The organism is Micromonospora sp. NPDC047467 (genome assembly GCF_040643095.1).
Taxonomy (GTDB): Bacteria; Actinomycetota; Actinomycetes; order Mycobacteriales; family Micromonosporaceae; genus Micromonospora.
In genome coordinates this window covers 608,271-634,255 of record NZ_JBEYTO010000004.1, presented here as the reverse complement: position 1 = coordinate 634,255, position 25,985 = coordinate 608,271, and the positions used below count along the sequence as shown (strand labels likewise).

Genomic DNA, 25,985 nt, shown 5'->3' with positions numbered 1-25,985 from the left:
ACATGACATACACCGGAGACGTCACCTCGGGCGGCGCGCCAGCGGTACGGGAACTGGACGGGCTCACCATCAGCAAGCTGTCGGTGGGTCCGATGGACAACAACGCCTACCTGCTGCGCTGCACCAGCACGGGCGACCAGGTGCTCATCGACGCCGCCAACGAGGCGCCGCGGCTGCTGGAGCTGATCGGCGACGGCGGGCTGACCGCCGTGGTGACCACCCACCAGCACATGGACCACTGGGTGGCGCTGGAGGAGGTGGTGGCCAAGACCGGCGCGCGGGCTCTGGTGCACGCCGACGACGCCGCCGGGCTGCCGATCGAGGCGGAGCACCTCGCCGACGGCGACACCGTGTCGGTCGGTGACCGCGCCCTGGAGGTCATCCACATCAAGGGGCACACGCCCGGCTCGATCGCCCTGCTCTACCGCGACCCGAACGGCACCCCGCACCTCTGGACCGGGGACAGCCTCTTCCCGGGCGGCGTCGGCAACACCGACAAGGACCAGCAGCGATTCGCCGCGCTGATCGATGACGTCGAGCACAAGTTGTTCGACCGGCTTCCGGACGAGACCTGGTTCTACCCGGGCCACGGCAAGGACAGCACCCTGGGAGCAGAACGCCCGGCCCTCCCCCAGTGGCGCGCCCGAGGCTGGTAACCCCCCACCACGACGGGCGGGCGAGGCGGCTCAGACCGCGCGCAACCGCCGCCGCGCGCCCAGCAGCACGGCGGTGGCCAGCACCAGCCCGACCGCCATGGTGACCAGCAGCGGGCTGGGCGCCCCCGGGAGCAGCTCGGCAAACGACCGGGAAACGGTGCCCAGCGCCAGGTAGAGACCGGCCCAGGCCGCGCCGCCGAGGGCCGCGCAGCCGAGGAACCGCCGGTACGACATCCGTAGCCCGCCCGCGGCCAGGGGCAGCAGCGCGTTGAACACCGGCAGGAACGGCGCGACCATCATCATCCGGCCGCCGCCGCGGTGCAGGATGCCCTCCGCCGCACTCCAGCGGGCCTCGCCGATCCAGTTGCCGATCCGGCTGTGGCGGAGGCGTTCGGCGTACCGGCGGCCGACCAGGAAGCTCAGCGACCAGCCGACCAGGCAGCCGGCCAGGACCGCCGCGAAGGTCGCCAGGCCGGTGGCCGGTCGGCCCACCCCGACCGCGGCCAGGATCGCCACGTCACCGGGGACGAGGACGCCCAGCAGCGGGATGGCGTCGAAGACCATGACCAGCCCGAGCGCACCCATCAGCACACCGATGGGCAGTTCTCCGACCTGAGCCAGCCATTGCGTCATACGCCGTACGCTATGGCCGCCGGGCCATCGTGGACATCCGGTAGCGACCCCACCGAGCCCTGGTATCGGCCTAGGGGTCACCCTGAGACGGTGTCAGGCGGGTCGCAGCACCTGTACGTGGCGCAGCGACGAGTCCACCGACGGTTCGGTGGTGGGGACCGGGTAGTCGGCCAGCACTGTCAGCTGGTCCGCCGGCAGGTGCCCCCGCCCGGGGTCGCCGACGAGCACGTCGGCGCCGGCGGCGGCGACCCGTTGCAGGAACGGCAGCACCCGGTCGGACATGGCGCCGCTGTAGAAGACGTCTCCGGCGACCACCAGGTCCGCCTCGGTGTCGGCGCCGTCGAGCAGGTCGTCGCCGCTGGCGTCCACGGCGACCCGGTTGGCGCGGGCGTTGACGGTGACGGCCGCGACGGCGTACGGGTCGATGTCGTTGGCGACGACCCGGGCCGCGCCGGCGAGCGCGGCGGCGATGGCCACCAGCCCCGAGCCGGCGGCGAGGTCGAGGACCCGCCGGCCGGCGGCGAGTTCGGGATGGTCCAGCAGGTGGCGGGCGAGGGCCTGGCCGCCGGGCCAGGCGGAGGCCCAGTAGGGCGGGGGCAGGGGGTGACCGGCAGCCGCCTCCATCCGGGCCCACCAGACAATCGCGTCCTCGGCCAGGTACAGGCGTACCTCCGGGACGAACGGGGTGGGCACCAGGCGCAGCCGGTCCATGCCGTCGCCGGGCGCGTCGATCTCGCGCTCCAGCTCGGACAGCGCGGTGGCTGTGGCACCTCTCATCGGCGCAAGCATGCCCCAGCGGAGGGTCACCGGGGCGGGTTTCACGTGCCGCCGCGCAGAGTTCACCCGAGATCGCACAAACACCTACGGCACTTCGGCCGGCAGAACGGGGTTTCGCCCGTTACTGTCGAACAGGTACGGGCGATCATCGGCCACAGGTCGGTGTTCAGCCGCTTTGAACAGGGAGAGATGCATGGCAACCGGCACGGTTAAGTGGTTCAACTCGGAAAAGGGCTTCGGCTTCATCGAGCAGGACGGTGGAGGGCCGGACGTGTTCGTCCACTACTCCGCCATCGCGACGAGCGGCTACCGGGAGCTCAACGAGGGCCAGAAGGTCGAGTTCGAGGTGACCCAGGGGCAGAAGGGCCCGCAGGCGGACAACGTCCGCCCGATGTAGCTCCGTGCCGGTGACGGCGGCCGGTCTCCGGCCGCCGTCGCAGCGCACTCAAGACGCCGGGGCGGCGGGCAGGTCCCGCCGCCGCCGGAGCGGCCCTATCAGCAGGATCAGCGGGGTGAGCGCCAACCAGGCGGTCATCACGCTGATTGCCGTCCCGGCGCCGTAACGCGCGCCGAGGGCGCCGGCCAGCACGGCTGCCAGCGGGATGGTGCCGTAGTTGAGCAGCTGCATGCTCACCGTCACCCGGCCGAGCACCTGGTGCGGCGTGTATCTCTGCCGGAAGCTCGCCTTGACCACGTTGCCGATGGCCACACCGAGGCCGATCAGCAGTCCTCCGAGGGCCGGCCAGGTCAGCCCGAGGCCGGGCGCGGCGAGTGGGATGAGCAGGGCGGGCGGGCCGGTGAGTGCTGCCCCGATGAGCAGGGCCCGCGCGGTGCCGTAGCGCCGGCCCAGCACGGTGGCCACCAGCGCGCCGACGATTCCGCCTGCGCTCATCACCGCGACCAGCAGGCCCACCAGGCCCGGCGCGAGCCCCAGTTCGCGGACCAGGAAGACCACCAGGATGGCCTGGTAGCCGGTCAGCCCGATGTTGCTGGCCGCACCGAAGAGCGTCAGCACCCGCAGGTACGGGTCACGGACGACGAAGCGCAGCCCCTCGACGATGTCCCGTCGCAGCGACCGGGACGCGTCCGGCCTGCCGGGGCGCGGCTCGACGGTGCGGATCCGCAGCAGGAAAACGGCGGAGAGCAGGAACGTGAACGCGTTCAGCAACAGCCCCACGACGGCACCGGCGAGCTGGGCGATCAGACCGGCGAGGCCGGGTCCGGCGACGTAGCTCACGGTCTGGGTGGCCTGCAGCTTTGCGTTGCCCTCGGGCAGTTGCTCGGGTCGCAGCAACACCGGCAGGTACACCTGGTCGGCGGTCTCGAAGAAGACTCGCGCGGTGCCGGCGACGACCGCCACCACGAGCAACTGCCCGACGGTGAGCAGGCCGACCACGGCGACAAGCGGCACGCTGAGGAACGCCAGCGCGCAGACCACGTCGCAGACCACCATCACCGGTCGACGGGGCAGCCGGTCCACCCAGGCGCCGGCCGGCAGGCCGATCAGCAGCCAGGGCAGCCACGCGGCGGCGGTGAGCACCGCCACCTGGAAGGTGTCGGCGTCGAGGACGGCCACCGCGACCAGCGGCAGCGCGACAGTGGTGACGTTGCTGCCGACGCTGCTGACCGCCTGCCCGGCCCAGAGCAGCCGGAAGTCCCGGTGCCGCAGCAGCCCACCGGGCGGCCGGACCGGACCCGGATCGGCGCGGGTGGCGGCGGTCACGGCCGGGCCGGCACGCCGTAGGCGAACACGAACACCGGCTGACGCTCGGCCCCGTCGTCGGGCACGGCGCGGTCGCCCCAGCGCGCCAGGAGGTCGATGATCTCGCGGCTCAGCTCGGCCAGTTCCTCGGGAGTGAGGTGCAGCCAGCGGTCGGTGGAGAACGGTCCGTCGGCCCAGGCGGCCTGCGCCGACTCGTCGGCGGCGTGCCAGGCCCGGGCCAGGGCGACGTGCCGGTCCAGGTTGAGCGAGGTGGCGGCGTCGGCGACCGCCCGGGCGGCCGGGTCGGCGTCGAAGTCGGTGTTGGACCAGCGCACCGCCCGCGTGACCAGTTGCCACCACCGCTCGCGGCGGTCCCGGGCGAGTTCGGGGGCCTCGGTGACCAGGTCGGCGGCGGCGAGCACCTTGAGGTGATGGCTGACGTTGGCGGGCGCCTGGTCGGTGCGGTCGGCGAGCAGGCCGACGGTCGACGGGCCGTGCACCTTGAGCACGTCCATCAGTCGTCGGCGCAGCGGGTGGGACATGGCGGCCAGCACCCGCGAGTCGGTGACCTGGCGTACGTCGCGGTTCTCCATGCCGCCAGCATCACATCCGCAACGACACTTGTGCAACACTTATTGCTCAAGTGTCGTTGCGGATGAGTGGGAGAGGGGTGGCCCGGCGGGGACGGGCCACCCCATCCCTCAGGCGACGAGCCGGCGGGCCAACTCGTCGGCGACCTGCTTGGCCATGGTGGCCGGGATGGCCGCGGCGATCTTCTCCGGCGTCAGCCCGGCCAGCACCCCCTGCACGATCGCCGGCTCGTCGGTGAAGTCCCGGCCGGACAACGCGTTGAGCGCCGTCTGCAGCGCTGTCAGCTGCACGCCGAGGCTCTTGAGGTTCGGGTGGCCGGTGACCGGCGCCCCGGTGTCGTCCCGACCCTCCGCCAGCCGCAGGTAGACCTGCCCGATCGGGTTGCGGCCGTCGAGGACGGTGAGGTTCTTGTGGACGGTGGCCAGCCAGTTGTGCTCTTCGGGGGTCATGTCGTCCTCCAGGAATCCGATGGAGCTGAGGTAGCGGCGGAACAGGGGCCGCTGGTCGCGGCCCGCCTTGATGGCGTCACGGAAGAAGCTGAAATGGGTGTGCCAGCGGTGCGAGTCGTCCCCCGTGCTGCGCTTGCCGAGCCGGTCCCACCGCTTCACGGTCTTGCCGTCGAGGCTGTAGATGATCTCGCGGATGTCCCGGGTGTCAGCCGCGTTGCGCTGGCACTCCCCCACGCACCAGGCCGAGAAGCTGGCCAGGGTGTGCGTGCGGCCACCGGAGCGGACCTCGAAGCCGCCGACGTCCAGCGCCGCCGCGTCGAGGGTCAGGCCGGTCCGGTCCCGGGACGACTCCACCACCGAGTAGTCGTTCGTGACCACCCGGTCCGATCCGCAGTGGTAGCCGCCACGATGGGACGGATCACCGACGATGCCGACCTCCGCCGGCTCCAGGTCGGCCGCGCGGACGGTGTTCGGATCGACGTTCAGGTGGGTGAGGAGCAGGCTTCGGACGGCCAACAGGTTAGCCGGGGCCCGGGTCATGGGGTCCCCCTTTCCGATAGGCGGGGGCCGGGCACGACGTCACACCGCGTAAACGGCGCGGGGCTTCGGGCGAGCCCGGCCTACTGGTGCACGGCGCCGGGCGTGACTCAACCATAGCCCGCGTTTTCGGCGAATGCCCAGCTCAGAGCCGGTCTGTTCAGAATGGAGGCGACGCCGGGGCAGTGTGGACGATCGGCAACAGCAGCGCCGAGGGGTGCTCGGGATCGTGCAGGATCTGCCGCCAGCCGGCACGCAGCGTCACCGCCGTACCGAGGGGCTCGCCGGTGCCCGGGTTGCGCGCCCAGCGCGGGTGGGCGCCACCGGAGACCTGCACGCGCAGCCGGTGCCCGGCCCGGAACCGGTACGCGGTCGGCCAGAGCGGCACCGGCACCCGCAGCGCACCGGACGGGTCGGCCGGGAACCGCCCGGGCTCGACCCGGACCAACCCGTCGCACACGTTCCAGGAGCGCCCGCGTCGGTCCACGTCGCACAGTCGAACGAAGACGTCCAGGTACGACAGCTCACTGCGGACGTGGATCTCGGCGCGTACCGGGCCGATCACCTCGACCGGCCGGGTCAGCGGCGCGCTGGTGTAGGTCAGCACGTCGGGCCGGGCCTCGACGCGCCGGTTGTCCACCGGGCCGGCCCGCTGCGCGACCAGCAGCGGCCCGCCGAGCGACGGGGTGGGATCGGCCGGGTCGTAGCGGAACTCGTCCGGCGCCGAGGGTGCGGGTGGGCGTACCGCCAGTTCACCGCCCGGGTGCAGGTGCCAGGCCGTGTCGACGGCCGGTGGTGGCCAGTCCGGCAGGTCACGCCAGCCGCCGTCGGCGCCGCTCACGTACAGCCGGACCGGCGCCGATCCGCCACGGTGCGAGGGCCCGCCCGCGCTCAGGTGCTCGTCGAGCCAGGTCAGCCCCTCCCGCAGGGCGGCCACGAACAGGCCGGGGCTGCCGTGCGTCCACGGGCCGATCACGAGACGCGGTCGGGCTCCGGCGGCGCGCAGGGTGGCGTGGTCGTCGAGTTGGGCGGGCAGGAAGATGTCGTGCCACCCGGTGACCATGACCACCGGCGCCCGCACCCGGGCCACCCGGTCGGCGAAGACCCGGGTCCGCCAGTACGCGGCGTCGGGGGTGTGGTGACGCAGCCACTCCTGGAAGAACGAGATGGTGACCCCGGTCGCCACCCGGTCCGCCCCGGCCAGGGGCAGGTGCTCCAGCCCGGCGGCCAGGTGCGGCTGCCCGCGCTTGAGCTCCCACTGGCGGGCCAGCCATGGCACGGTCTGCGCGTGCAGCAACTCCGCCCAGGTCAGCACGGTGTCCAGGGCGAAGGACTCCCCCGCGTAGGTGGAGTCCCGGGTGGTCGAGGCGGTCACCACCGCGACCATCGCGCGCAGGTCGTCGCCAGCGTCGTCGGCCAGCGCCCACTGGGCGAAGCCCTGGTAGCTGATCCCGAACATGCCGAGCGCCCCGGACCACCAGGGCTGGCGGCGCAGCCAGTCCAGGGTGTCCACCCCGTCGTCGCGCTCGTGCACCAGCGGCGCGAACGTCCCACCCGAGCCGCCGGTGCCCCGGCAGGACTGGATCACCGCGTGCTGGCCGCGCGCGGCGAGCAGCCGGCCGAGCAGCCGCAACGGCCCACCCCGTCCGTACGGGGTGCGGATCAACACGGTCGGCGCGCTCTCGTCGACCGGCGCGTAGTGGTCGGTACGCAGCACCACGCCGTCGCGGACCCGTACCGGGATGTGGCGGGTGACCCGTACCGGGCCGGGCCGGGTCACCGGCAGCCGGAGCGCGGCGGCGGCGAGACGTGCGACGAGCCGGCCCGGCACCGGTCAGCCCGTCGGGCGGCGGGACTGCTCGGGTCGGGCGGCGCGGACCATGTCGCGGTGTGCCCGCACCGATTCGCTCATCTCCACCATGAAGCGGTGCACGACTTGCAACTCGTCATCGCTGAAGCGGTCCATCACGGTGTCGGTGCGTGCGCCCAGGGGCCGGAAGAACTCCATGGCCAGCGCGGCGCCCTGGTCGGCGTAGTGCAGCAGCACCTTGCGCCGGTCGGCGGTGTCCCGGTCGCGGCGGATGTGCCCGGCCCGCTCCAGCCGGTCGATCAGGGCGGTGATGGAGCCGGAGGAGAGGTTGAGATGCTCCCCGAGGCGCCCGGGGGTGATCGGGTCACCGAGCAGTTCGGCGTCCATGACCGCGATCAGGGCGTGGAGGTCGGTGGGGTTCAGCCCGTGCAGGTTGGCGAAGGCGTGGCCAACCTGCTGGGCGTCCGCCGCGTACCGCCGGAGGTCCGTGGTGATCTCGGCAACGAGCCGCTCTCGGGGTGTGTCCCGCCGCCGGTACATGCCGTGAGTTGCCACGTCGCGCCGCTACCCCCATCTCGTTTCCCGAGTTGCAGCTTAGAGTAGCCCTAGATAATCTCGGTAATCAAGATACTCGACTTTCGAAGGACCTAAGGTAACTGATGTCTGTGTTCACCAGGGTCGCTCGCGGGCGGTTGGCCGCCTGGATCACTGTGGCCGTCGCCGTCGTCGTCGGCGTGGTCGTCTTCGCTCTGCCCCAGCCGGACAACCCCAAACCGGTCTCGGCTACCGGCCTCTCGGTGCAGTGGCAGTCGACCCAGGTGGAGCGCCTACAGGAGCAACTGCCGTCCAGCGAGGTCCAACCCGCCATCGTGGTGGTGAGCCGGGACGACGGCGGCGCGTTGAGCGAGGCCGACCGGGCCGCCCTCACCGCCCGATCCGGCGACCTGGCCCGCTTCGCCGTGGGCGGGCAGGTCAGCCCGCCGCAGGTCTCCCCGGACGGCTCTGTCGCGCTGCTCGCCGTGCCCGTCACCACCGACGGTGGTCAGGAGGCGGTCACCGCGAAGGTCGATGACCTGCGCGCCACGCTCTCCGGCCTGCCGGACGGAATGAAAGCCGAGGTCACCGGCTCCCCCGCCTTCACCGCCGACCTGTCCTCGGTCTTCGACGGCGCCGACATCACCCTGCTCGCGGTGACCGCGGCCGTGGTCGCGGTGCTGCTGCTCATCACGTACCGCAGCCCGTTCCTGTGGATCGTGCCGCTCGTGGTGGTCGCCGCCACCGAGCAGATCACCCTGCGGGCGGTGGACACGATCGTCCCGGCCGTCGGCATCCACCTCCAGGCGGGCCAGGTCACGGGCATCGCCAGCGTGCTGGTCTTCGGCGCCGCCACGAACTACGCGCTGCTGCTCATCGCCCGCTACCGCGAGGAGTTGCGACGCGAGGAGGACCGGTTCGCCGCGATGCGCGCGGCACTACGCCGCACCGCCGAGCCGATCCTGGCCAGCGGCTCGACAGTGGTCCTCGGCGTGCTGACCCTGCTGCTCAGCGAGCAGGAGACCAACCGGGCACTGGCGGTGGCCTGCGCCACGGGTGTGGTCCTCGCCATGGCCTCGGCCCTGTTCGTGCTCCCCGCCGTGCTGGTGCTCTTCGGTCGCGGCCTGTTCTGGCCGTTCGTCCCCCGGGTCGGCGGACCGGCCCGTGAAGGCAAGATCTGGGGCCGGCTCGGCAGCGCCGTGGAACGCCGCCCGGCGGTCGTCGCGGTGCTCGCCATCGTGCTGCTCGGCGGCCTGGCGCTGGGTGGGCTGGGGATCCGCACCGGCCTGTCGGAGACCGAGCAGTTCCGGGCCCAGCCCGAGGCGGTCACCGGTGCGCAGACCCTGGCCCGGGCCTTCCCCGCCGGCAGCACCCAACCGGTGACCGTGATCACCACCCCGGCGGCGGTACGGGCGGTCACCGACGTCGCCGCCGACGTGCCCGGCGTGGCCTCCGCCCGCCCCTCCGACGCCGGTGACGCTGTCGCCCAGGTCGACGTGGTGCTGGAGGCGGAGCCCGGCACCGCCGCCTCCGACCGGGCGATCGAGGCGCTCCGCGAGGCAGTGGTCGCCGTTCCCGACTCCGCGCCGCCCGCCGCACCGGGCGCGGATGCGCCGTCCGGGGCGATCGTCGGTGGCTCCGTGGCCGCCACCTACGACTCCGACGAGGCCAACGACCGGGACCTGCGGCTCATCCTGCCGATCATCCTGCTGCTGGTCGCCGCCGTGCTCGTGCTGCTGCTGCGGGGCCTGCTCGCGCCGGTGCTGCTGGTCCTCACCGTGATCGCGTCGTTCTTTGCCAGCCTCGGTGCGGCGTGGCTGCTCTTCGACCACGTGCTGGACTTCCCGGCTCTGGACAGCGGCGTGCTGCTGCTCGCCTTCGTGTTCCTGGTGGCACTCGGGGTGGACTACAACATCTTCCTGGTCACCCGGGCTCGGGAGGACGCCCGCACGGCCGGCACCCGCGCCGGGATGCTCTCCGCGCTGCGCGTCACCGGCGGTGTCATCACGAGCGCCGGAGTGCTGCTCGCCGCGGTGTTCGCCGTCCTCGGCGTGCTGCCGCTGATCACGCTGACCCAGATCGGCATCATCGTCTGCATCGGCGTCCTCCTGGACACCCTGCTGGTCCGCACGGTGTTGGTGCCGGCACTGGCGTTCCTGCTCGGCGACCGCTTCTGGTGGCCGGGGCGCATCGACGCGCGACGGGAAGAGACCACGCCGGAGCCGGTGACCGCACGCGACTGACCGCCCACGCGACGGGGGCGAGGCCGGGGACCACCCGACCCCGCCCCCGTTCGCGCGCTCAGTAGTCCAGACAGACGCACTCGGTCATCAGCGCCCGCACGTTGCGCACGTAGGACGGGTTGGGGATGGTCAGCGGCTCCCCCTTCCGCGCCACCGCCCCGTGCCCGTAGTTGTACGCCGCGATCACCGCGTTGAGCAGGCAGGAATCCAGCTCGGCGGTGCACAGGCCCGCGTCGAGTCGGAAGTCGGACTCGAAGTACATGTCGCCGATGTACTTGGTCAACCAGGCCAGGTAGTTGGCGCCCAGGTACGCGTTGTCGCGGTAGTCGGCGATGTCGTAGCGCTGCTCGAACCGCTGGTTCATCCAGGTCGCCGTGCCCGGCATCACCTGCATCAGCCCGACGCCGCCGTCGCACGCGTAGATGTTGGACTGCCAGCCGCTCTCCTGCCACGCGGTGGCCTTCACCAGGTTGAGTGGGACCTTGATGTCCGGTGCGGAGGTCGGCCAGTAGGTGCGCGCCGCCGCGTCGGCCAGCGCGGCCTTCGCCTCGGCCCGGCTGGCCTGGGTGCCCTTGTACGAGGGCTTGCAGGACACCGGGGCGGGCTTCGGGGGCGCCGGCGGGACCTGGGTCTCGGTCGGCGGCTTGGCCACCGCGCGGGGTTTCGGCGCCGTGGTCTTCGGTCGGGTCGGCTTCTTCGACGGCGTGGGGGACGCTGACGCGCTGCGGCTCGGCGCCACGCCGATCGACTCCACGGCGCTCACCGACGGGCTCGGCTCGACGATCGCCTCATCGACCGGGTCGACGGTCGGCTCCTCGGTGACCGACACGGGGGCGGCCTGGCCCGACGGGCGTTCCCCCCGGTCGGCGCAGCCGGCCGCCGTGCCGGCGAGCAGCAGCCCGGCGAGCAGCACGGCACCCACTTGGGCGGTCCGTCCACGCATTGCGTTCCTCCCCCGTGTGACAGTCGTCGCAACTTAGCAAGGTTCGACCGGTCGTCGGGGCCCCTGCGGTGGCCGCACCGGGTCGGTCGGCTGCTCCCGATCGCCCATCGCCCGGTCCCGGGTGGCCCAGGCGACCATGAACACCACCGTCCACAGCACACCGAGCAGCACCGCCGCCGCCGTGCCGCTCGCCGTGTCCAACCCGAGGTAGAGCCGCGCGCCGCCGACCCCCAGCACGCCTGCGGCGGCGGCCGTCCACGCGGTCACCGCCACCGGCCAGTGGGCGCTGCGCGACACCAGCCACGCCAGGGTGCAAAAACTTGCCGCGACCACCGCGTTCTGCGTCGGGAACCGGGTCTCGTTGCCGGCCGAGCCGGTCAACTCGGCCACCACGGCCAACACCACCAGCGGCACGAACGCGCCCACCGTGCCGACCACGCTGAGCAGATCCGCCCGCCACGGTCGATTGCGCCACGCCAGCACCGCCGCCACCAGGGCCACCAGCACGATCAACACCCACCCGCGCACCAGGGACACCACGATCAGGGTGGCGTCGGCCGCGTCCGGCGTCCGGCGGGCCGCGAACCAGCTCGCGATCGCCCCGTCCAGCGCGGCCAACCCGCTGTTGCCCACCGCGACGGCGAGCAGACCGGCGATGGCGAACCCGGTGGCGAAGAGCAGCAGCAACCCGGCGGCGAGGTTGAGCAGCAGCGTCCAGGCCGGCCCGATCCGCATGGCCAACAGGAAGAACAGGATCCCGTAGCGGGCGCTGAGCCAGCGCACCGGAGGCAACGCCCCGGCCCGGGACAGCAGGGCGCGCACCGGGTCGGGATTCCGACCGAGCCACCGCCCGGCGAGCACCACACCCAGCAGCCCGGCCAGCAGCACCAGCACCGCGCCGGTGGCCCGACCGAGCAGCCGGGAGACCGTGTCGTACGACTCACCGGCGAGATGACCGAGCAGCACGGAGCCGCCCACCCAGGTGATGACGCCGGCCAGGTTCCACGGGGCGAACCGCCGGTACGACATGCCGGCCGAGCCGGCCAGCCGGGGAACCAGGGTGCGGGCGAAGGCCACCCAGCGGGCCGCGAACACGCCCCGACCACCGAGCCGGGCGAGCATGGTGTCGGCCCGGCGCCACCGCTCGGGCCCGACCCGGTGGCCCAGCCCGGCACGCAACTTCGGGCCGTACCGCCGACCGGCGCGGAACGCCAGCGTGTCGCCGACCACCGCCGCGGCGATCATCGCGAGCAACGCCGGCCCGAGCCGCAAGGTACCGTTGTAGGTGAGGAAGCCGACGAGCAGCAGGGTAGCCTCGCCCGGCACCAGCAGGCCGAAGATCACCGCGGTTTCGCCCGCCACGATGAGCGCGGCGACCAGGTAGATCCACAGGGTGGGCAGACCCTGCACCACGGTCAGCAGGTCGTGCACTCAGGCCCCCGGGACACGGGAGCCAGCATGCCAGCCGGGGTAACGACCCGGACAGCAGTTTCACCATAGATCAGGGGCACCTGGGGGTGACCCCGACGCAGCCTGCGCGAGCGCAGGCGGAAGGATAGAGGGTATGCAGCTTCGCACCGACCTCCGCAACGTCGCCATCATCGCTCACGTCGACCACGGCAAGACCACCCTGGTCGACGCCATGTTGCGGCAGGCCGGCGCGTACGGCGCACGCGGCGAGACCACCGAGCGGGTGATGGACTCCGGTGACCTGGAACGGGAGAAGGGCATCACCATCCTGGCCAAGAACACCGGCGTGCGTTACCTGCCGGCGGACGGCTCCGACCCGGTCACCATCAACATCATCGACACCCCCGGTCACGCCGACTTCGGTGGCGAGGTCGAGCGCGGCCTGACCATGGTCGACGGCGTGGTGCTGCTCGTCGACGCCAGCGAGGGGCCGCTGCCGCAGACCCGCTTCGTGCTGCGCAAGGCGCTGCGGGCGCGCATGCCGATCATCCTGGTGATCAACAAGGTGGACCGTCCGGACGCCCGGATCAAGGAGGTCGTGGACGACACCTACGAGCTCTTCCTCGACCTGGACGCCGACGAGGAGCAGATCGACTTCCCGATCGTCTACGCCTGCGCCCGCGACGGCATCGCCTCGCTGACCCAGCCCGCCGACGGCTCGGTGCCGGACGACAGCGACTCCCTGGAGCCACTGTTCCGCACCCTGCTGGACACCATCCCGGCACCCGCGTACGAGGAGGACGCGCCGTTGCAGGCGCACGTGACGAACCTCGACGCCTCGCCGTTCCTCGGCCGCCTCGCGCTGTGCCGGATCCGCCAGGGCACGATCAGCAAGGGCCAGACGGTGGCCTGGTGCCGCACCGACGGCAGCACCCAGCGGGTCCGCATCTCCGAGATGCTGATGACCGAAGGCCTGGAGCGCAAGCCGGCCGAGAGCGCCGGCCCGGGCGACATCATCGCCGTCGCCGGCATCCCCGAGATCATGATCGGTGAGACCCTCGCGGACGTGGAGAACCCGGTGGCGCTGCCGCTGATCACCGTCGACGAGCCGGCCATCTCGATGACCATCGGCACCAACACCTCGCCGCTGGTCGGCCGGGTCAAGGGCTCCAAGGTCACCGCGCGGATGGTCAAGGACCGGCTCGACAAGGAGCTGGTCGGCAACGTGTCGCTGCGGGTGCTGCCCACCGAGCGGCCGGACGCCTGGGAGGTGCAGGGCCGCGGCGAGCTGGCGCTGGCCATCCTGGTCGAGCAGATGCGCCGGGAGAGCTACGAGCTGACCGTCGGCAAGCCGCAGGTGGTCACCCGGGAGATCGACGGCAAGACCTGCGAGCCGGTCGAGCGGCTCACCATCGACGCCCCCGAGGAGTACCTGGGCGCGATCACCCAGCTCCTGGCGACCCGCAAGGGCCGCATGGAGCAGCTGGTCAACCACGGCACCGGCTGGATCCGGATGGAGTGGCTGGTCCCGGCGCGTGGCCTGATCGGCTTCCGCACCGAGTTCCTGACCGACACCCGGGGCACCGGCATCCTGCACCACGTCTTCGAGTCGTACGAGCCGTGGTTCGGCGAGCTGCGGACCCGCAACAACGGTTCGCTGGTCGCGGACCGGGCCGGTGCGGTCACCGCCTTCGCGATGATCAACCTGCAGGAGCGCGGCCAGCTCTTCGTCGACCCGACCACCGAGGTGTACGAGGGCATGATCGTCGGCGAGAACTCGCGCTCCGACGACATGGACGTCAACATCACCAAGGAGAAGAAGCTCACCAACATGCGGGCCTCGACCTCCGACGAGACCGAGAAGCTGATCCCGCCGCGCAAGCTCTCGCTGGAGCAGGCGCTGGAGTTCTGCCGCGAGGACGAGTGCGTCGAGGTCACCCCGACCGCGGTTCGCATCCGCAAGGTGGTGCTCGACCAGCAGCTGCGGGGTCGGGCCGCCGCCCGCCGCAAGCACGCCGGCTGACCCACCGACGTCCGGTACCGGGCGCGTCGGCCGCTTGCGGCCGACGCGCCCGTCCGTTTTCCGACGGGGGTACGCGGCCGGCCGACCGAACCGCCGGTGATCCGCTACGGTCACCGGCATGACCTGGGATGATCTCGACGCCCACCTGGACCGGGTGCCGGGCACCGTCTCGGCGTACGTGGGTCGACTCGACGCGCCGCCGACCTGGACCCGCCACGCGGACGCCGCCCACTACGCCGCCAGCACCATGAAGGTGGCGGTGCTCGCCGCCCTGCACCGCGCCGCCGAGGCCGGCACGCTGGAGCTGGACGGCGACGTCCCGGTGGTCAACGAGTTCGACTCGGCCCAGCCCGGCGCGCCCCGGTTCTCCTGCGCACCGCACTACGACAACGACGACGCGGTGTGGGAGCGGGTCGGCGGCAGCGCGCCGCTGCGCTGGCTCGCCGAACGGATGATCGTGCGGTCCAGCAACCTGGCCACCAACCTGCTCATCGGGCAGGTCGGCCTGCCCGCCGTCGCCGAGGTGTGGGCGCTGGCCGGAGCCCGGCACAGTGTCACCGGCCGGGGCATCGAGGACTTCGCCGCCCGCGAGGCCGGCATCACCAACGCGGTCACCGCCGCCGACCTGGCCGCCCTGCTGGGTGCGCTGGCCACCGGGGCCGCGGCCACCGGCCGGCTCGCCTCACCTGCCGGCTGCGCCGACATGCTGGACGTGCTGCTCGCCCAGGAGCACCGCGAGGACCTGGCCGCCGGCCTGCCGGAGGGCACCCGGATCGCGCACAAGAACGGTTGGGTACGCGGTGTGCGCCACGGCGCCGGCGTGGTGCTGCCCGACGACGCACCGCCGTACGTCATCGCTGTGTGCACCACCACCGACCTGGCCGACGGCGGGTCCGGCGGCGAGGAGGTCGAGGACGACGTCTGTCGTCTGATCGCCCACATCTCGGCCCAGGTCTGGGCGGCCCGCCACCGGCTCTGACCGGCACCCGTCGACCCGGCTAGGCTGCTCCCACCCCCCACCTCGGAGCCGCTGATGCCCCGCAGCCGTGTCCTGCTCGTCGCCTTCCTCGCCGTGACCGCGGCGAACCTGCTGGCCAACGCCGTCGACAGCCGTGTCGCCGAGCTGCTCACCAAGCCACTGCTGATGCCGCTGCTGGCCGCGTACCTCTGGCGGGCCACCGCCGAGCGCGGCGCCCGTCCGGACCGGCTGGTGCTCGCCGCGTTGGCGTTCTCCACCGGCGGCGACGTGGCGTTGCTGGGCGACGGCACCGGCTGGTTCATCGCCGGCATGGTCCTCTTCCTCGCCGCCCACGTCTGCTACCTCGTGGCCTTCACCCGGCACGGCGCCGCGACCGCGCTGCGCCGTCCGCCGCTTGTCGCGGTCCCGCTGGGGTACGCGGTGCTGACCGTCGTCGCGCTGGCCTGGATGTGGGCGGGGCTGACCGACGCCGGGCTGGCCGTTCCGGTGGCCGGGTACGCGTTCGCGCTGGCGGCGATGGCCGCCACCGCCGTGACCCAGGGCTGGCGGGTCGGTCTGGGGGCCGCGCTGTTCCTCGGCTCCGACCTGCTGATCGCCGCCGGGGTGGCGGGGGTGGCCCAGCCGCCCGGCGCGCCGGTGCTGGTGATGGCGACGTACGCGGCCGGTCAGGCGCTGATCGTCGTCGGACGGGTTACCCGCGCCGCCGCGCCGCCCGGTGCGGCTGTCACTCCAGCAGTTGCGCCCGCAGCGCCGTGAGGACCTCGTCGGTCAGCCCCAGCCCGTCACGCAGGTAGCCGTCGAACGAGCCGTGCAGCCGGTGCACCTCCTGGTAGCCGGCGTCGAGGTATTCGGTCCGGACCTCCAGCACCGGCAGCACCGCGTCGACGTCCAGTGTGGGTTGTCGCCGCCGCATCGCCTCGATGAGCACCGCGCGGAGGCTGTCGGTCAGCTCGTTGTTGCGCAGGTACTCGGCGCGGATGTCGGCCTCGTCCACGCCGAGCGCGCTGAGCAGGATGACGGTGAGCCAGCCGGTGCGGTCCTTGCCGGCCGAGCAGTGGTAGACCAACGGCAGGTTCTCCGGCTGGGCGGCGAGCCGTACCGCCGCGCCGAAGTTGACCCGGGCCGCCTCGCCTGTGACGAACCACCGGTAGATCTCGGCCATCGCCCCCGCCGTGCCCTGCCGGGCCAGCTCCGCGTACGCGTCGAGGTCGTGGCCGAGCAGCACCGCCGAGACGTACGTGAAGACCGGGTGGTCCGGGTCGTGTATCGGCAGGTGCAGGACGCGCGGCTCGCCGGCCAGCCGGTCCGCCGGGGCGACCGCGATCTCGGAGCCGTCGCGCAGGTCGAGCACGCAGGTCGGCCCGAGCTTGGCGAGCACCGGCAGGTCCTCGTCGGTGAGCCGGCCCAGCGCCGGGGTGCGGATCAACCGTCCCGAGCGCACCCGCCGGCCGTCGACGGCGACGAGGCCGCCCAGGTCACGTGCGTTCGGCGCGCCGACCATCGCCCAGTCCCGCCCGGTCATCCGGTGTCCCCTTCCGCCGCGTGCCTGCGTATAGGGTGCCCCACATGACGATCTCGGCGGTACGCACCCACCGGGTTTCTGCCCCCTTACACACCCCGTTCGTGACCGCGCTGCGCCGAACGACCACGGTGGACACCCTGATCGTCGAACTGATCGACGCCGATGGCCGGTCCGGCTTCGGCGAGGCACCGCAGGTCTGGCAGGTCACCGGCGCGTCGGTCGCCGGAGCGCAGGCGTGTGTCCGGGAGCTGCTCGGGCCGCTGCTCACCGGACGCGACCCGGACGACCTGGTGGCCCGCTGCGCCGAGGTGCGACGCGCGGTGGTCGGCAACGAGGCGGCGAAGGCGGCGGTGGACGTGGCGCTGCACGACCTTGCCGCGCGGCGTTTGGGCGTACCCCTGGTGCGGTTGCTCGGCGGCACGACCCTGCGCGTTCCGACGGACGTCACGCTGGCGGCGGGCGACGCGGTGGACCTGGCGTCGGCCGCGCGCCAGCGGCAGGCCGACGGCTTCGGCGTGCTGAAGCTGAAGGTCGGCACGGACGCGGCAGGCGACCTGGACCGGGTACGAGCGGTCCGGGCGGCGGTCGGCGCCGGCGCTCGGATCCGGCTCGACGCGAACCAGGGCTGGACGCCGCGCGAGGCGGTCCGGGTGATCCGCGGTATCGAGGACGCGGGGCTGGACGTGGAGCTGGTCGAGCAGCCGGTGGCCCGCTGGGACCTGGACGGGCTGGCCTGGGTCAGCGACCGGGTGTCCGTGCCGATCCTGGCCGACGAGGCGGTCTTCGGGACCCGTGACCTGGTGGAGGTGATCCGCCGCCGGGCCGCCGACCTGGTCAACGTCAAGCTGGCCAAGTGCGGTGGGCTGCAGCCGGCGCGCACCCTGCTGGAGCTGGCCGACGCGCACGGGCTCGGCACGGTGGTCGGCTCGATGATGGAGACCCAGGTCGGCATCGGCGCGGCGGCGAGTCTGGTCGCCGCGTACGGCACCACGGCGGTCTCCGACCTGGATGCCGCCTGGTGGCTGGCCTGGTCGCCGGTGCGGGGTGGCATCCGGTACGAGGGGCCGACCGTGGTGCTGCCGGACGCGCCCGGGCTCGGCATCTCCGGCCTTGCTGAAGTAAAGATTCAGACTCACGGTTGATGGTCGTTGCTTTCTTTCATAGAGTTTCCCTGACAGCCAACACGAGCTGGGGGTTGACGTGGAGCTCCAACCGGGCCGCGAGGCCCTCGTCCGGGTCGCGGTCGCGACGCTGTGGTCCTCCCCCGAGGCGGTCCGGTCGATCGACGGGCCGGCGCTCACCGCCGGCGCCGACATCCCGGCCTGGGTCTCCGGCATGGACACCGACCAGCAGGTGGGCGACTGTGTGCTGAGCCAGCTCCTGCTCGGCGAGCGGGTCCTCGTCAGCGAGCTACGCCCGGATGGGTGGGCGCGCGTGGTCGCCGTCGAACAACCGGCGGCCAAGCTCGATCCGCGCGGCTACCCGGGCTGGCTCCCCGCCGACCAACTGGTCGGTGTCGGCCCGGCCGTCACGGGCGACCCGCTGGTGGTGGACGCCACGGTCACCGGACTGCGCGCCGACCCGGACGGGCCGGTGGTGCTGCCCGGCGTCGTCGTCGGCACCCGCCTCGTCCCGGCCGGCCCGGCGCGTGGCGGCTGGCGGCCGGTGCACGTCCCCGGTCGGGCCACGCCGCTCTGGCTCTCCGACAGCCAGCTCGTCCCGACGCCGGTCGGGCCACCCGACCCCGCCGACGTGCTCGCCGTGGCCCAGCGGCTGCTGCACGTGGCCTACGTCTGGGGCGGGCTCTCCGCACACGGCATCGACTGCTCGGGCCTCGTGCACCTCGCCTGGCGCCGGTTCGGGGTGCTGCTGCCGCGCGACGCCGACGACCAGGCGGTGGCGACGAACCCGCTGCCGCTGGGCGCGGAGCGCCCCGGCGACCTCTACTTCTTCGCCCGCCCCGGCCGCAAGATCCACCACATCGGCATCGTCACCGCCGTCGCCGGGGGTCGCGGCAACCGGCGGATGCTGCACGCCTGCTACCGGCGGCGGCGGGTGTTGGAGGAGCCGATGCCGGCCGACCGCGCCGCGACCCTGGTCGGCGTGCACCGGGTCTGACCGGCCGGGCGCCTCGGGGCACCCGGCCGGGGGTGGTTCAGCGTCGGGCCTCGGCCAGCTCACGGCGTCGGTCCCGGCCGGACTTGACCAGGCTGGCGACGGTGGCGACGCCCAGCGTGCCGACGATGACCAGCAGGGAGAGCCAGATCGGGATGTGTGGCGCCCAGCCGACGTGCTCCCCGCCGTTGATGAACGGCAGGTTGTTGTCGGCCAGCGCCTCCAGCACCAGCTTGACCCCGATGAAGCCCAGCACGACGGCCAGCCCGTAGCTCAGGTAGATCAGTCGGTTGAGCAGGCCGCCGAGCAGGAAGTAGAGCTGGCGCAGACCCATCAGCGCGAAGACGTTCGCGGTGAAGACCAGGTACGGCTCCTGGGTGATGCCGAAGATCGCCGGGATCGAGTCCAGGGCGAAGATCAGGTCGGTGGTGCCGATGGCGATCATCACGATCAGCAGCGGGGTGAAGACTCGGCGACCGCCCTCGTGGGTGACCAGCTTCGCGCCGTCGTACGTCTTGGAGATCGGCAGCGCCTTGCGGCTCCACCGGATCAGCACGTTCTCGGAGAACTCGTCCTCGTCCGGCTCGCCCTGACGAGCCAGGTTCACCGCCGTGTAGATCAGGAACGCCCCGAAGATGTAGAACACCCAGGAGAACTGGCTGATCAGCGCCGCGCCCGCGGCGATGAAGCCGCCGCGCATCAGCAACGCCAGCACGATGCCGACAAGCAGCACCTTCTGCTGGTACGGCCGGGGCACCCCGAAGCGAGCCATGATGATCACGAAGACGAAGAGGTTGTCCACCGAGAGGCTGTACTCGGTGAGCCAGCCGGTGTAGAACTGCCCGGCCGCACTGGCCCCGGAGGTCAGCCAGACGCCGACGCCGAAGAGCAGGGCCAGACCGACGTAGAAGGCGACCCAGAGGCTCGACTCCCGCACGCTCGGCTCATGTGGGCGCCTGCCGATGATCAACAGATCGACGAGCAGCACCGCAGTCAGTGCGACGAGAGTCCCCGCCCACACCAGTCCGGACACGTCCAACGTTTCATTCCTCCGGCAGACACGCGGCGTCGGGCACACCGTACGCCCCCGGGAGGGCCGGTGTGCCGCTGTCGCTCACTCTGGTGACTGTCGGAGGTCTCTTCCGTCCCCGCCCGCGATCGGACGGCGACCGACGAAGCCGGGTCGACGCCGACGTTCCGACGATCGACCGTGCTGACGACTTCGTCGCGAGGGAATACTCCCCTCCGCGCGGACCATTGTTGCCCACCACTCGCCGTGATCACACCTCGGGCAGCCGGTGGGCAGCCACCGCCCCGCGGAACGGACCCTCGGCACCCGCGCTCCCCCACCCCGTGGGAGGCTTCCCCCATGGTGCTAGAGGTTGCGCTGATCGACGTACTACCCGGACACGAGGACGCGTTCGTCGCCGCGTACGCCCAGGGTCACCCGGTCCTCGCCGGGACCCCCGGCTGCCGTTCGGTGCGGATGACCCGTGGCATCGAGTCCCCGACCCGGTTCGTGCTGCTGGTCGAATGGGACTCGGTCGAGGCGCACGAGGAGAACTTCCGGGCCACCGAGCGGTTCGCGCAGTGGCGTGACCTGATCGGGCCGCACTTCGCCGGGCCGCCGCTGGTCGAGCACTTCCTCGACGTACCGGCCTGAGTGGAGCTGTCGTACCCCAGGTTTATCGTGCGCACCGCACGCGTCGGTCCCCGGTCCCGACGGGCTCGGGGGCGCCGGGCCCGGTGACCGCGCGGCGTGCCGCCGTGCGCGTCACCCGGCGGCGCTCACCCGACGGCGCTCACTCGCCGACGCGCCGGGCCAGCGCCGTGACCGTCTCCTCCGGTGACAGCGCAGCCGCCAACAGCGCCTCGGTCATCCGCTCGTACCGCTCGACGTCGAGCGTCGTCGCCAGCCGGACGTCGGTCGTCAACGCCTCCAGCATCACCGTGCGCGGATCCTCCGGGTCGGGGAAGGCATACCACGAGTACGGCGTGAGCGGGTGCAGCCCGTCGCCGGACGCCCCGCGCGGCAGCAGCCGCACCGTCACGTGCGCCAGCCCGGTCACGGCCACCAGGTGTCGCAGCTGTTCCCGCCAGACCGCGACCGGCAGGTCACCCGGCTCGCACACCGCCTCGGCGAGCACCGCCGTGTAGCGGGGCGGGTCGGCCCGGCGCAGCACCTCCTGCCGCAGCGCCCGGGCGCGCACCTCCGCCTCCACGTCGACCTTCGGCGCGACCAGAGCACCAGCGGCGACCCGGGACCTGGCGTACGCCGGTGTCTGGAGCAGCCCTGGCACGACCGCCGGTTGGAACTCGACGATGTGGGCCGCCCCCGCCTCCAACTCGGCGTAGACGCGCTGGCGCTCACTCATCTCGCCGAGCGTCTTCCACCAGCCACGGCTGGTGGCCGCGTCCCGCGCGATCACGATCAGCGCGTCCCGGTCCGACACCGGCACCTGGTAGACGTCGAGCAGATCCAGCACGTCGGCGAGGTCCGGACGGCTCTGGCCCAGCTCGATGCGGGACAGCTTCGACGTCGAGGCCCAACCCAACCGGTCGCAGACCTGCTCCAGGGTCAGCGCCTCACGCCGGCGTAGCTGGCGCAGCTCGGCGCCGAGCCGTGCGCGTCGAATGACAGGACTTGTTGGCAACGGCATCCCGGCCTCCCCATCGAGGGAGCGTACGCAGGACGATCACCCAGTGCAATAGCTCGCTCGCACACCGCAATCAAACGGTCAGTGCGGTGAACCGGTCGAACAGCGCCGTACCTGCCGTTCGACCGGTTCTCGACCGTGGTCGCCGGGTCGCACCCACCGGACCGCCCTCTTCGATGCCAGCCCGGCCCGGGGCGGTCACTTCACGCCGGCGACGTCCATCCCGCGCAGCTCCTTCTTCAGGTCGGAGACCTCGTCGCGGATCCGCGCCGCCAGCTCGAACTGCAACTCGCGGGCGGCGGCCAGCATCTGGTCGTTCAGCTCCTGGATGAGCTGGGCGAGGTCGGCGCGGGCCATGCCCTCCCGGGAGGTGGTGGCGGCAGCGGACCGACTGCGGCTGCGGGTCTCCTTGACCGGCGCCTTGCCCCGCGAAAGCTGCCGCGCCGCGCCGCCGACGCGGGAGTTTTCGGTGTCCTCCGCCTCGCGGTAGATGTCGTCCAGAATGTCGTGGATCTTCTTACGCAGCGGCTCGGGGCTGATCCCGTGCGCCTCGTTGTGCGCGATCTGCTTGGCGCGACGCCGGTCGGTCTCGTCGATCGCCGCCGCCATCGACGGGGTGATCTTGTCGGCGTACATGTGCACCTGGCCGGACACGTTACGGGCGGCCCGCCCGATGGTCTGGATCAGGGAGCGACCACTGCGCAGGAAGCCCTCCTTGTCGGCGTCGAGGATCGCCACCAGCGACACCTCGGGCAGGTCCAGACCCTCGCGGAGCAGGTTGATGCCGACCAGCACGTCGTACTCACCCTGACGCAGCTCGCGCAGCAGCTCCACCCGGCGCAGCGTGTCGACCTCGGAGTGCAGGTAACGCACCCGGACGCCGTTCTCCAGCAGGTAGTCCGACAGATCCTCGGCCATCTTCTTGGTCAGAGTGGTGACGAGGACCCGCTCGTCGGCGTCGGTCCGCAGCTTGATCTCGTGCATGAGGTCGTCGATCTGGCCCTTGGTCGGCTTGATCACGACCTGCGGGTCGACCAGGCCGGTGGGGCGGATGACCTGCTCGACGAACTCGCCCTGGGCCTGCTCCATCTCCCACGTGCCGGGGGTCGCGGAGAGGTAGACCATCTGGCCGACCCGCTCCAGGAACTCGTCGAAGCGCAACGGCCGGTTGTCGGCGGCGCTGGGCAGCCGGAAACCGTGGTCGATGAGCATCCGCTTACGCGACGCGTCGCCCTCGTACATGCCGCCGATCTGCGGGATCGTCACGTGCGACTCGTCGACGACGGTGAGGAAGTCGTCCGGGAAGTAGTCGAGCAGGCAGTGCGGTGGGCTGCCGGGCAGCCGCCCGTCCATGTGCATGGAGTAGTTCTCGATGCCGGAGCAGAAACCGACCTGCCGCATCATCTCGATGTCGTACGTGGTGCGCATCCGCAGCCGCTGCGCCTCCAGCAGCTTGCCCTGCCGCTCCAACTCGGCCAGCCGCTCGGCCAGCTCCGCCTCGATGTCGCGGATGGCCCGCTCCATCCGCTCCGGGCCGGCCGCGTAATGGGTCGCCGGGAAGATCACCAACTGGTTGACCTCGCGGACCACGTCACCGGTCAACGGGTTGAGGTAATAGAGCTTCTCCACCTCGTCGCCGAACATCTCGATGCGGACCGCCAACTCCTCGTACGCCGGGATGATCTCCAGCGTGTCGCCCCGGACGCGGAAGGTGCCCCGCTGGAAGGCCATGTCGTTGCGGGTGTAGCGGATGTCGACCAGCCGCCGGAGCAGCTGGTCGCGGTCGACCTCCTGGCCGACCTCGACCCGGATCGCCCGGTCGAGGTACTCCTCCGGGGTGCCCAGGCCGTAGATCGCCGAGACGGTCGCCACGACGACCACGTCGCGGCGGGTGAGCAGCGACATCGTCGCCGAGTGCCGCAGCCGCTCGACCTCCTCGTTGATCGAGGAGTCCTTCTCGATGTAGGTGTCGGTCTGCGGGATGTATGCCTCGGGCTGGTAATAGTCGTAGTACGAGACGAAGTATTCGACCGCGTTGTCCGGCAGCAACTCGCCGAACTCCTTGGCCAACTGCGCGCAGAGCGTCTTGTTCGGGGCGAGCACCAGGGTCGGGCGCTGCAACCGCTCGATCAGCCACGCCGTGGTGGCGCTCTTTCCGGTGCCGGTCGCGCCGAGCAGCACCGTGTTGCGGTCGCCGCGCCGAACCCGCCGCTCAAGATCGTCGATGGCGGCCGGCTGGTCACCGGCCGGCTGGAAGTCGCTGACGACCTGGAAGCGGCCGTCGAGCCGGGGAATGTCGAGCGCCATGACGTCAACGGTACGCCGGAGGTCCGACAGGTTCGGGCCGTCGCGCAGGGTACGTGATCGGCTTCGATATTCCCATTGTGTGGCACATGTCACCGGGACTACCCTCTTCATGTAGGCCGCTCGCGGCGGCCGACCGGGCCGGTGGCCACGCCGTCATCACGGCGGGCCGCCCCCGGCACAGCGGTCGCAGCACCCGGCCCATCCGGCGTGCGCACCCGTGTGGTCGCGCTCATGGCGCAGACCGGCCGCCGCGAGCGCCCCTGCTCGTCACCCCGGCACCGTCCCGCCCGTTTCACATCCGTGGACACCTCTGCGACCCCGGCACCCGAGTCCGATCCCGGGGACCCGTCCCGGCGCCACCACACCGGCACCCCCAGCGGCCGACGCGGCACCGGCCGGCCCGGCGCGGGCGCCGACTCGGGCCGGCCCGGCACCGGCCGGCACCGCACCGGTTCGGCGAGCGCCGCAGCCGCCACCGCCGGCCGGTCGGCGGGCGCCGCCCCCACCGGCGGGGGTGCGGGCACCAGCGGCCCTTCCGCCCGGATGAGCCGCACCGCCGACGCCACCGACGCCACCGACACGGACGCCGTCGGTTCGTCCCCGGCGAGCCGCCGCCGACGTACGGTGCTGCTGCTGCTCGGGCTGACCGCGGTGACGTCCGCGACGGCGCTGGTGATCGGGCTGCTGAGCTGGGCGCCCGACCCTCCCGAGCCGGCCCGGCCGCTGACCGTCGCGGAGGCCGAGCGACTGGCCGCGATGCGGGTCACCAACCTGCGGGACCTGCGCTCCGGGGTGCACGTCACCGCCGGGACCGGCGCCGCCCGTACCGAACTGGTGGGGTGGGTGGACTGGTCGCAGCCCCTGCTCTACCTGGACGTGGGCGGGCCGGGGGCAGGCGTCGACCGGGGTTTGTTGCAGAGCACCGGGTCGGTGCTGGTGATCCGACCGGACCCGACCGCCGTGCCCACCCCCGCCGCGCCGCCGCTGGTGCCACCTCCGGACCGCTGGCGGCTGCACCGGCTGACGCCCGGTGCGGGGCTGGCGCCGGTCCTCGACCTGCTCCGGAGCCTCACCGCCGACCGCCCGGACTCGGCGGACGGCGACGCCCGTTGGGTCGCCCGGGAGGTGCTCGCGGCCGGGCCGGTGGACGTCGTGTCGGCACCGCTGCCCACGGCCCCACCCGCCGCGGGCGGCACCAGACCAGGCGGCACCACGCCGGACAGCAGCACGCCGGGCGGCACCACCGCCGGGGCCGCGCCGGACGGGTCGACCCGCTACTGGCTGGACCAGGATGCGCGACTGCACAAGTTGACGACCCGGCTGCCCGGCGTCGGCCCCGTCACGGTGCTCCTCAACCGGATCGACCGGCCCACGCTGCGCCCGGTGGACGCGCTCGGTGGCCGCCCCGGTCTGCCCCGCGCCCTGACCGACGCGGAGCAGCGACGGGTGGCCCGGCTGCCGGCCCGGCTACGAGCCCAGGGCGGTGCCACGGTGACGGTGAGCGCGCCGGTGGGCACGGACGCCAACCTGCGGGGCTCGGGCTGGTTGAGCTGGACCGCCGGCACCGCGTACCTGGCGGTCGCCGACCTGGGCGTACCGGACCGCCGGACCCTGCTGCGCCGGGACGCGGCCGGTCTGTCCCGGGCGGACGTGCCGGCCGAGGCCGGTGGCGGCGGCACCGCGGAGACGCCGGGCCGGCCGCCGCTGCCGGCGCCCGGAGGGTCGTGGCGGCTCACCCGGTCGGGCGGGGACGACCTGGACCGGCTGGTCGACGCCGCGGTGGCCGCCGCCGGGCCGGTGGGGCAACGCGGCGCGGCCGTACGGGTACGCGAGGACGTCGCCGACGGGCGGATCGTGGACGTCGTGGAGCTGCGCACGGCCGCCGGACGGCTGCGCTACTGGATCGAGCGGGACGGGTCGCTGCGCCGGGTGGAGCTGCACACCGGCGCCGGCGCGTGGGCACAGCTGAACCTCAGTCCGGCCGTGGTGCCCCGCCTCAGCCCGCCGCCCCGCCCGGCGGCCACCACCCGACCGGGCGGCCCGCCACGGCCGAGCGTCCGCTGATCCACCGCTCACCCGGCGCGCTGGCCGGTTCCG

General features: G+C 72.6%; 23 protein-coding genes. 10 read left to right on the top strand and 13 right to left on the bottom strand.

Annotated features, from left to right (window positions below):
- The first annotated feature begins 2 nt into the window (after window positions 1–2).
- Window positions 3–656: an MBL fold metallo-hydrolase gene (locus tag ABZ780_RS15405; RefSeq protein WP_357011211.1), complete on the top strand. Its 654-nt coding sequence runs from the start codon at window positions 3–5 to the stop codon at window positions 654–656.
- A 30-nt stretch (window positions 657–686) separates the two neighbouring features.
- Here ABZ780_RS15405 and ABZ780_RS15400 read toward each other — a convergent pair whose 3' ends face one another.
- Both ABZ780_RS15400 and ABZ780_RS15395 read right to left on the bottom strand, forming a co-directional pair.
- Window positions 687–1,289 (bottom strand): VTT domain-containing protein, encoded by a 603-nt coding sequence (locus ABZ780_RS15400; protein WP_357011209.1) that lies wholly within the window; start codon window positions 1,287–1,289, stop codon window positions 687–689.
- A 93-nt stretch (window positions 1,290–1,382) separates the two neighbouring features.
- Window positions 1,383–2,078 (bottom strand): 50S ribosomal protein L11 methyltransferase, encoded by a 696-nt coding sequence (locus ABZ780_RS15395; protein ID WP_357011243.1) that lies wholly within the window; start codon window positions 2,076–2,078, stop codon window positions 1,383–1,385.
- A 181-nt stretch (window positions 2,079–2,259) separates the two neighbouring features.
- Here ABZ780_RS15395 and ABZ780_RS15390 point away from each other — a divergent pair, with 181 nt between their 5' ends.
- Complete coding sequence (locus ABZ780_RS15390) at window positions 2,260–2,463, top strand: cold-shock protein (RefSeq protein WP_007072071.1); 204 nt, start codon at window positions 2,260–2,262, stop codon at window positions 2,461–2,463.
- A 48-nt stretch (window positions 2,464–2,511) separates the two neighbouring features.
- Here the strand turns inward: ABZ780_RS15390 and ABZ780_RS15385 are convergent, their stop codons facing one another.
- The 5 genes from ABZ780_RS15385 to ABZ780_RS15365 form a co-directional block, all read right to left on the bottom strand.
- Window positions 2,512–3,789 (bottom strand): MFS transporter, encoded by a 1,278-nt coding sequence (locus ABZ780_RS15385; protein ID WP_357011207.1) that lies wholly within the window; start codon window positions 3,787–3,789, stop codon window positions 2,512–2,514.
- Window positions 3,786–4,361: a metalloregulator ArsR/SmtB family transcription factor gene (locus ABZ780_RS15380; protein ID WP_357011205.1), complete on the bottom strand. Its 576-nt coding sequence runs from the start codon at window positions 4,359–4,361 to the stop codon at window positions 3,786–3,788. Before ABZ780_RS15380 ends, ABZ780_RS15385 begins: the two co-directional genes overlap by 4 nt.
- A 108-nt stretch (window positions 4,362–4,469) precedes the next feature.
- Window positions 4,470–5,348 carry a hypothetical protein gene (locus ABZ780_RS15375; RefSeq protein WP_357486386.1) on the bottom strand — a complete coding sequence of 293 codons (879 nt, stop codon included), beginning with the start codon at window positions 5,346–5,348 and terminating at the stop codon, window positions 4,470–4,472.
- A 157-nt stretch (window positions 5,349–5,505) separates the two neighbouring features.
- Window positions 5,506–7,176 (bottom strand): CocE/NonD family hydrolase, encoded by a 1,671-nt coding sequence (locus tag ABZ780_RS15370; RefSeq protein ID WP_357486384.1) that lies wholly within the window; start codon window positions 7,174–7,176, stop codon window positions 5,506–5,508.
- Between the two features lie 3 nt (window positions 7,177–7,179).
- Window positions 7,180–7,695: a MarR family transcriptional regulator gene (locus ABZ780_RS15365; protein WP_357011241.1), complete on the bottom strand. Its 516-nt coding sequence runs from the start codon at window positions 7,693–7,695 to the stop codon at window positions 7,180–7,182.
- 119 nt (window positions 7,696–7,814) lie between these two features.
- Between ABZ780_RS15365 and ABZ780_RS15360 the strand changes: the two genes are divergently transcribed.
- Window positions 7,815–9,932, top strand: a complete 2,118-nt coding sequence (locus ABZ780_RS15360; RefSeq protein ID WP_357486382.1) for an efflux RND transporter permease subunit — start codon at window positions 7,815–7,817, stop codon at window positions 9,930–9,932.
- Window positions 9,933–9,990: 58 nt separating this feature from the next.
- On the opposite strand, the gene ABZ780_RS15355 is transcribed toward ABZ780_RS15360, so the two are convergent.
- Window positions 9,991–10,875: a transglycosylase SLT domain-containing protein gene (locus ABZ780_RS15355; protein ID WP_357011196.1), complete on the bottom strand. Its 885-nt coding sequence runs from the start codon at window positions 10,873–10,875 to the stop codon at window positions 9,991–9,993.
- Window positions 10,876–10,908: 33 nt separating this feature from the next.
- Window positions 10,909–12,306 (bottom strand): DedA family protein, encoded by a 1,398-nt coding sequence (locus ABZ780_RS15350; RefSeq protein WP_357011194.1) that lies wholly within the window; start codon window positions 12,304–12,306, stop codon window positions 10,909–10,911.
- Window positions 12,307–12,439: 133 nt separating this feature from the next.
- On the opposite strand from ABZ780_RS15350, the gene typA reads away from it, so the two are divergent.
- From typA to ABZ780_RS15335, 3 genes are all read left to right on the top strand, one after another.
- Window positions 12,440–14,308 (top strand): translational GTPase TypA, encoded by a 1,869-nt coding sequence (gene typA / locus ABZ780_RS15345; RefSeq protein WP_357011192.1) that lies wholly within the window; start codon window positions 12,440–12,442, stop codon window positions 14,306–14,308.
- 118 nt (window positions 14,309–14,426) lie between these two features.
- Window positions 14,427–15,287, top strand: a complete 861-nt coding sequence (locus ABZ780_RS15340) for a serine hydrolase (RefSeq protein WP_357486380.1) — start codon at window positions 14,427–14,429, stop codon at window positions 15,285–15,287.
- 54 nt (window positions 15,288–15,341) lie between these two features.
- Window positions 15,342–16,043 carry a lysoplasmalogenase gene (locus ABZ780_RS15335; RefSeq protein WP_357486379.1) on the top strand — a complete coding sequence of 234 codons (702 nt, stop codon included), beginning with the start codon at window positions 15,342–15,344 and terminating at the stop codon, window positions 16,041–16,043.
- Here ABZ780_RS15335 and ABZ780_RS15330 read toward each other — a convergent pair.
- Window positions 16,012–16,809, bottom strand: a complete 798-nt coding sequence (locus ABZ780_RS15330) for a tyrosine-protein phosphatase (RefSeq protein WP_357011185.1) — start codon at window positions 16,807–16,809, stop codon at window positions 16,012–16,014. The two genes, ABZ780_RS15335 and ABZ780_RS15330, sit on opposite strands and share 32 nt — an antisense overlap.
- Window positions 16,810–16,853: 44 nt before the next feature.
- Between ABZ780_RS15330 and ABZ780_RS15325 the strand changes: the two genes are divergently transcribed.
- Together ABZ780_RS15325 and ABZ780_RS15320 are read left to right on the top strand one after the other, a co-directional pair.
- Entirely contained in the window at window positions 16,854–17,951 is a 1,098-nt protein-coding gene (locus ABZ780_RS15325; RefSeq protein ID WP_357011183.1) for a dipeptide epimerase, read from the top strand.
- A 58-nt stretch (window positions 17,952–18,009) separates the two neighbouring features.
- Complete coding sequence (locus tag ABZ780_RS15320; protein ID WP_357011181.1) at window positions 18,010–18,927, top strand: NlpC/P60 family protein; 918 nt, start codon at window positions 18,010–18,012, stop codon at window positions 18,925–18,927.
- Window positions 18,928–18,964: 37 nt separating this feature from the next.
- Here ABZ780_RS15320 and ABZ780_RS15315 read toward each other — a convergent pair whose 3' ends face one another.
- A complete protein-coding gene (locus tag ABZ780_RS15315; protein ID WP_357486377.1) occupies window positions 18,965–19,963 on the bottom strand; it encodes a TerC family protein in 999 nt (332 codons plus the stop codon).
- 330 nt (window positions 19,964–20,293) lie between these two features.
- Here ABZ780_RS15315 and ABZ780_RS15310 point away from each other — a divergent pair, with 330 nt between their 5' ends.
- A complete protein-coding gene (locus ABZ780_RS15310) occupies window positions 20,294–20,587 on the top strand; it encodes an antibiotic biosynthesis monooxygenase family protein (protein ID WP_357011177.1) in 294 nt (97 codons plus the stop codon).
- A gap of 139 nt (window positions 20,588–20,726) precedes the next feature.
- Here ABZ780_RS15310 and ABZ780_RS15305 read toward each other — a convergent pair whose 3' ends face one another.
- Together ABZ780_RS15305 and uvrB are read right to left on the bottom strand one after the other, a co-directional pair.
- Window positions 20,727–21,584, bottom strand: coding sequence for a helix-turn-helix transcriptional regulator (locus tag ABZ780_RS15305; protein ID WP_357011174.1), 858 nt, complete (start codon window positions 21,582–21,584; stop codon window positions 20,727–20,729).
- Window positions 21,585–21,779: 195 nt separating this feature from the next.
- Entirely contained in the window at window positions 21,780–23,888 is a 2,109-nt protein-coding gene (uvrB, locus tag ABZ780_RS15300) for an excinuclease ABC subunit UvrB (protein ID WP_357011172.1), read from the bottom strand.
- Between the two features lie 300 nt (window positions 23,889–24,188).
- On the opposite strand from uvrB, the gene ABZ780_RS15295 reads away from it, so the two are divergent.
- Window positions 24,189–25,952 (top strand): hypothetical protein, encoded by a 1,764-nt coding sequence (locus ABZ780_RS15295; protein WP_357486375.1) that lies wholly within the window; start codon window positions 24,189–24,191, stop codon window positions 25,950–25,952.
- The last annotated feature ends 33 nt before the right edge of the window (window positions 25,953–25,985 follow it).